Origin of the sequence: Methanocalculus sp., from assembly GCF_029762515.1 — an archaeon.
Lineage (GTDB): Archaea > Halobacteriota > Methanomicrobia > Methanomicrobiales > Methanocorpusculaceae > Methanocalculus.
The window spans coordinates 1-4638 of record NZ_JARVGN010000173.1; the positions used below are offsets into that span (position 1 = coordinate 1).

A 4638-nucleotide genomic window follows, 5' to 3' on the forward strand; every position below is an offset into this window, starting at 1 on the left:
GGTACCTCATGCTTGAGATAGAGATTAAAGTGAAAGTCGCGGATCTCCAACCAATCCGGGAGCGGATCCTCGCATCCGGCGCTCCACTCCTTGAAAAAGGTGATGAGTTTGATGCCTATTACAACAGCCCTGAGAGAAACTTCGCAGAGACAGACGAGGCACTCAGGCTGAGGAAGGCGAATGATTATGCCCTCCTCACCTACAAGGGACCAAAGATCGGCTCAGGCTCATTCAAGGCACGGGAAGAGCTGAATCTCAGGGTTGAATCCCTTGAGACGATGGATCTGCTCCTTCAGCGGATCGGTTTTCAGAAGACTGCTGCTGTCAAAAAATATAGGGAATCCTATAGAATAGGGAAAGCGACGGTGACGCTTGATTCCGTGGACGGGCTAGGCACTTTTGCTGAGATCGAAGCGGCAGCAGGGCTCTTGCAGGATGAATCTGAAAAAGAGATCGAGAGAATTGCAAAAGAATATGGGATTATTGGAGAGCGGCTCACGCTCAGTTATCTTGAGCTTCTGCTGAAAGAACAGAGATGAGTTCGATCTCAATCTCCCCATCACCGTCTCCTATCTGAATCAGGGCGCCATAGCCCTCTGAGGCGGGTCCCGGGTTCACCACCCATGTATTGCCCTCCTTTACAACACCCCGCTGTTCATGGATATGGGCACAGCAGATAAGATCAAAGGCACCCAGGTGTTTTCTGACACTCACTGATCCGACATGTACCTCGGGGCTGACCTCATCGAGGATCCCAAAGGGCGGTGCATGGGAGATGAGGATATTTGTTTTATTCTTCTGCATCCTCTTCAGAAGGTTTTCCAGCGTGGAATCGATCTCCTCTTCGCTGCATTCAAACGGCGTATCAAAGGGTGTCGGATTCGATCCGCCGATTCCGGCAATAGTAACTGATCCAAAGGTGATCGATGATCCATGCAGACAGACGGCATCCGAGTTATCCAGGCAGGCAAGTGATTCGCGGGGATCGCAGTTTCCGGGAACGGCCAGAACCGGAAGGCCGAGCCTTCTGGTTAAAGCAGAGATATCCTCAACCGGACCCATCTGGGTGACATCGCCGGCAATAAAGAGGCAGTCCGGATCGGTTGCAAGCAGTTGATCGATATGATCGTAGTTGCCATGGAGATCCGCAAGGAGCAGTGCTTTCATCATATATCTTCATTATCACGCGGAATACTCAAAAACCTTCGTTCGGGTTCCATCCAGTACCCGGTGATCTTACCGGAGAGTGCGAGCGATCCAAAGGCTTTCTCGATATGAGGAGGGAGGGGTGTTGGTTCTGTTCCGGCAAGGGGAGTTCCCGGGAGCGGCTGAAAATAATGGAGATGCACTTTACCATTCCTGATTATTGACCTGATCAGATCCATCGTCATCTCCAGATCCTCTTCTGTCTCACCCGGAAACCCGACGATCATATCAACAATCGGAAGAAACCCATGGGATCTACAGAGATCAAGGGCCTCTTCTGCATCACTCCGGGTATGTCCCCTGTTGATCATTTGGAGGATACGATCGCTTCCGGATTGCGCCCCAAAATGGATCTTTCTTCCCGCACCATACCTGCCAATCAATTCAAGGGCATCATCCGAAAGCCAGTCCGGGCGGACTTCAGAGGGAAAGGTGCCAAGCCAGATCCGGTTCATTGTAGAGAGCCGCTTCAGGAGTGCCTCCACCCGATCAAGGCGGGGAGTCCTCCCATCTGATCCATAGGCAAGCGCATTGGGAGTGACAAAACGTGCATCTGAAACCCGTTCTGCAGCCCTTGCAATCGCATCAATGCTCCGATGCCGCATCCACCTTCCAAAGAGCCGTGGAGTCTGGCAGTAGGCACAGGCATGCGGGCATCCACGGGTTATCTCAAGATAGCCCTTCACCTCCAGAAAACAGGGATACCCATCAAGGAGGACGGTGTGGTCTGTGGGGGTGTACCCTGCACTGGTCGCAACGCCGGGGATTTTATCAGTTGATCCTGACTGAATTGCTGCAAGAAGCCGGGGGAGGGTCTTCTCCCCTTCACCGACGATCACATAGTCTGCATACTCTGCAACCTCCATCGGGCATGCAGAGGCATGCGGACCCCCGACGATTGTAATTCCAGGTGCATCCCGGATCTCGGATCTGAACTGAGGCTCGTTGATACTGTTCAGACTGTAACAGGTGACATCCCCGTCCGGGGTGCCTGAGAGATCAAGCTGATATCCAGCCATTCTGCATGCAGCATACAGAACCGCATAGGTATTCCGGGCAGCCCTGATGTCACGCCAGACGACCTTCATCTATGCATTCGCCTGATCGGGACAGATGAGTTCGCCGCGATCACCATCGACGGTGACAGCCATCCCGCTCTTCAGGGAAGAGAGACCGCCTTCCAGCTGGTCGATCATTGGAATTCCTGAGATAATTGCCCCAACAGCAATAATCGCCTCAGCCTCGGAATTGATCATGGCGGCAGGTGCACAATCATTCTTTTTCAGGCTGTATATCACATAGGATCCGACTGTTGAGCCCTTTCCAAAGGGGAATGCAAGGACTTTTCCGGCAATTGAAACACCCTCAAGGGGATGGCCTTTCTCAATGATGATCCCGGTATCCGGGTCGACCCCGGAGAGAAATGATATCGGGGCGTCGGTCATGATCAGTTCCCCGCTGGCTATACCTTTTGCAATGGATCGTCCTTTGATTATCACAATACCACCTAATAAGTGGTGGGAGCATAGAGTATATTATAGCCATGGACGAATCCCTCATCGACAACCCATGCAATGACTCGACACTTCAGTCACAGCAGTTAAAAGAGCTCTATGAAACGCTGGTCGAGCTTCGCGAAAAACTGGAAGTACAACAGAGAGAGGTCATGAAGCTCCGTGAGGAGAACAGCCAGCTGAAGCGTGAGAACACGCAGTTAAAGCGGCTTCCACTCTTTGTTGCAGTTGTTATCGAAAAGTTGCCAGGTGGTGAGGTCTACCTTCGTCAGCAGGGGAATAACCAGGAGTACATCACCCATGCCGGAGATGACATCTATCCCCTCCTGAAGGCAGGTTCAAAAGTCGCCGTGAATAACGCGCTCTCCATCGTTAAGGTCGTTGGAACAACCTTCGACTCCCGTGTCAGGGTTATGGAGCTTGAGTTATCACCAACACAGACCTTTGGTGAGATCGGCGGCCTGACCAGTGAGATCGAAGAGGTGCGGGAGGCAGTGGAGTATCCGCTCACCCGGCCGGAGGTCTTCAAGAGGCTCGGTGTTGAGCCTCCAAAGGGCATCCTGCTGTATGGACCACCCGGTACCGGAAAGACCCTGATCGCAAAGGCGATCGCCCATAATGCAAACGCCACCTTCATCAGGATGTCAGGATCCGAGCTTGTCCATAAGTTCATCGGGGAAGGAGCACAGCTTGTCCGCGAACTCTTCCAGCTAGCCCGTGAGAAGGCGCCTGCAATCGTCTTCATCGATGAGATCGATGCGGTCGGCAGCACCAGGACCCATGACGGGACATCCGGATCTGCCGAGGTGCAGCGAACCCTGATGCAGCTTCTCGCCGAGATGGACGGCTTTGATAATCGCGGGGAGATCAGGATCATGGCCGCAACAAACCGGCCCGACATGCTTGATCCTGCCCTCCTCCGCCCCGGAAGGTTCGATCGGCTGATTGAGATCCCATTCCCCGATGGATCGGCACGCCGGGAGATCCTGAAGATCCATTCAAAGAACCTCAGCCTTGCGGATGTCAATCTCGATTCAATTGCTGATCTTACCGAGGGATCTACGGGCGCAGAACTTGAGGCAATATGCCGTGAAGCGGGGATGATCGCAGTCAGGCAGAATGCAGATTCTGTTGCGATGCCGCACTTCGAGGCGGCTGTTGATAAAGTCAGGCATAAGAAGGTTGAGCCGGACACACGCATGTACCTGTAAAAGGGGTCGCCTCTATGCGGGTTATCTTCATCCCAAAGCCCGGCATCGACCTCTATCAAACTTTTCTTCAATCCGAGACGAGCAGGCTGATCCTCAGGTTTTATGCACCAAAACGCTTTCCTGGCGGCGGGGTTGAGGTGCCTGTTGCAACACTCGGATCAGGCCTCTCACTTGCTTCTGAACTCCGTTGGTATATCAGACGATACACACGGGTTTTTCTGATGAAGACCGGGGATGGCCATATTATCTCTCTTGGGCTTGCAAAAGAGATCTATGATCGGAATCTCCCCTATCCTGGAGAAGACTGGGAATTTTCCTATATATGCAGGATATCAGGAGTTGAGGGGATCACCACCCTCACGGTTCTCTGTACCCATGATGAGGCAGGAAAAGAGGGAGAGATGCCTGAGTCACCGGATACATCATCTGGTGATGCAGAGTATCAGATCCCTCGCGCTCCGGATGAAAAAATAGAAGATACGGAGTGACGCTCAGGCAAACATTGTTCCAGTGCCAGAGGAGTACGTCATCCGGTTCCGCTCGAAATCAAGGGTGACCTTTCTTGCAGCTTTTTCGAAGTCATCCTGGGTAACAGCAGTCCTCTCCTCGCGAATTGCGCACATGCCTGCTTCCATACAGATGGCAGCAAGATCAGCACCATTCTTCCCTTCGGTGATTCCGGCAACCTTTTTCAGATCAACATTCTC

Annotated in this window: 6 protein-coding genes and 1 pseudogene; 3 read left to right on the forward strand and 4 right to left on the reverse strand. The window is 52.7% G+C overall.

Translation table 11 applies throughout. The features are described from left to right. Positions 1–539: class IV adenylate cyclase (gene cyaB / locus QCH34_RS07165; protein ID WP_300332269.1), on the forward strand; the 539-nt coding region annotated here is incomplete at its 5' end. Here the strand turns inward: cyaB and QCH34_RS07170 are convergent. Genes QCH34_RS07170 through QCH34_RS07180 form a run of 3 tightly spaced genes read right to left on the reverse strand, consistent with a single transcriptional unit; the run spans position 502 to position 2705 of the window. Next, positions 502–1170, reverse strand: coding sequence for a metallophosphoesterase (locus QCH34_RS07170; RefSeq protein WP_300332271.1), 669 nt, complete (start codon positions 1168–1170; stop codon positions 502–504). The two genes, cyaB and QCH34_RS07170, sit on opposite strands and share 38 nt — an antisense overlap. Beyond that, positions 1167–2294: a TIGR04013 family B12-binding domain/radical SAM domain-containing protein gene (locus tag QCH34_RS07175; protein ID WP_300332274.1), complete on the reverse strand. Its 1128-nt coding sequence runs from the start codon at positions 2292–2294 to the stop codon at positions 1167–1169. The genes QCH34_RS07170 and QCH34_RS07175 overlap by 4 nt, the downstream gene beginning before the upstream one ends. Beyond that, complete coding sequence (locus tag QCH34_RS07180; RefSeq protein WP_300332277.1) at positions 2295–2705, reverse strand: DUF126 domain-containing protein; 411 nt, start codon at positions 2703–2705, stop codon at positions 2295–2297. 44 nt (positions 2706–2749) lie between these two features. On the opposite strand from QCH34_RS07180, the gene QCH34_RS07185 reads away from it, so the two are divergent. Further along, on the forward strand, positions 2750–3931 hold the full coding sequence (locus QCH34_RS07185; protein ID WP_300332278.1) for a proteasome-activating nucleotidase: 1182 nt from the start codon (positions 2750–2752) through the stop codon (positions 3929–3931). 14 nt (positions 3932–3945) lie between these two features. Beyond that, positions 3946–4419, forward strand: a complete 474-nt coding sequence (locus tag QCH34_RS07190; RefSeq protein ID WP_300332280.1) for a DUF5804 family protein — start codon at positions 3946–3948, stop codon at positions 4417–4419. 3 nt (positions 4420–4422) lie between these two features. On the opposite strand, the pseudogene QCH34_RS07195 reads toward QCH34_RS07190, so the two are convergent. After that, a pseudogene (locus QCH34_RS07195) lies at positions 4423–4638 on the reverse strand (proteasome-activating nucleotidase); the annotation flags it as partial.

Coding starts and splice junctions, on each gene's coding strand:
- QCH34_RS07185 (WP_300332278.1), top strand. CDS start 2,750: ATGGACGAATCCCTCATCGACAACCCATGCAATGACTCGACACTTCAG.
- QCH34_RS07190 (WP_300332280.1), top strand. CDS start 3,946: ATGCGGGTTATCTTCATCCCAAAGCCCGGCATCGACCTCTATCAAACT.
- QCH34_RS07170 (WP_300332271.1), bottom strand. CDS start 1,170: ATGATGAAAGCACTGCTCCTTGCGGATCTCCATGGCAACTACGATCAT.
- QCH34_RS07175 (WP_300332274.1), bottom strand. CDS start 2,294: ATGAAGGTCGTCTGGCGTGACATCAGGGCTGCCCGGAATACCTATGCG.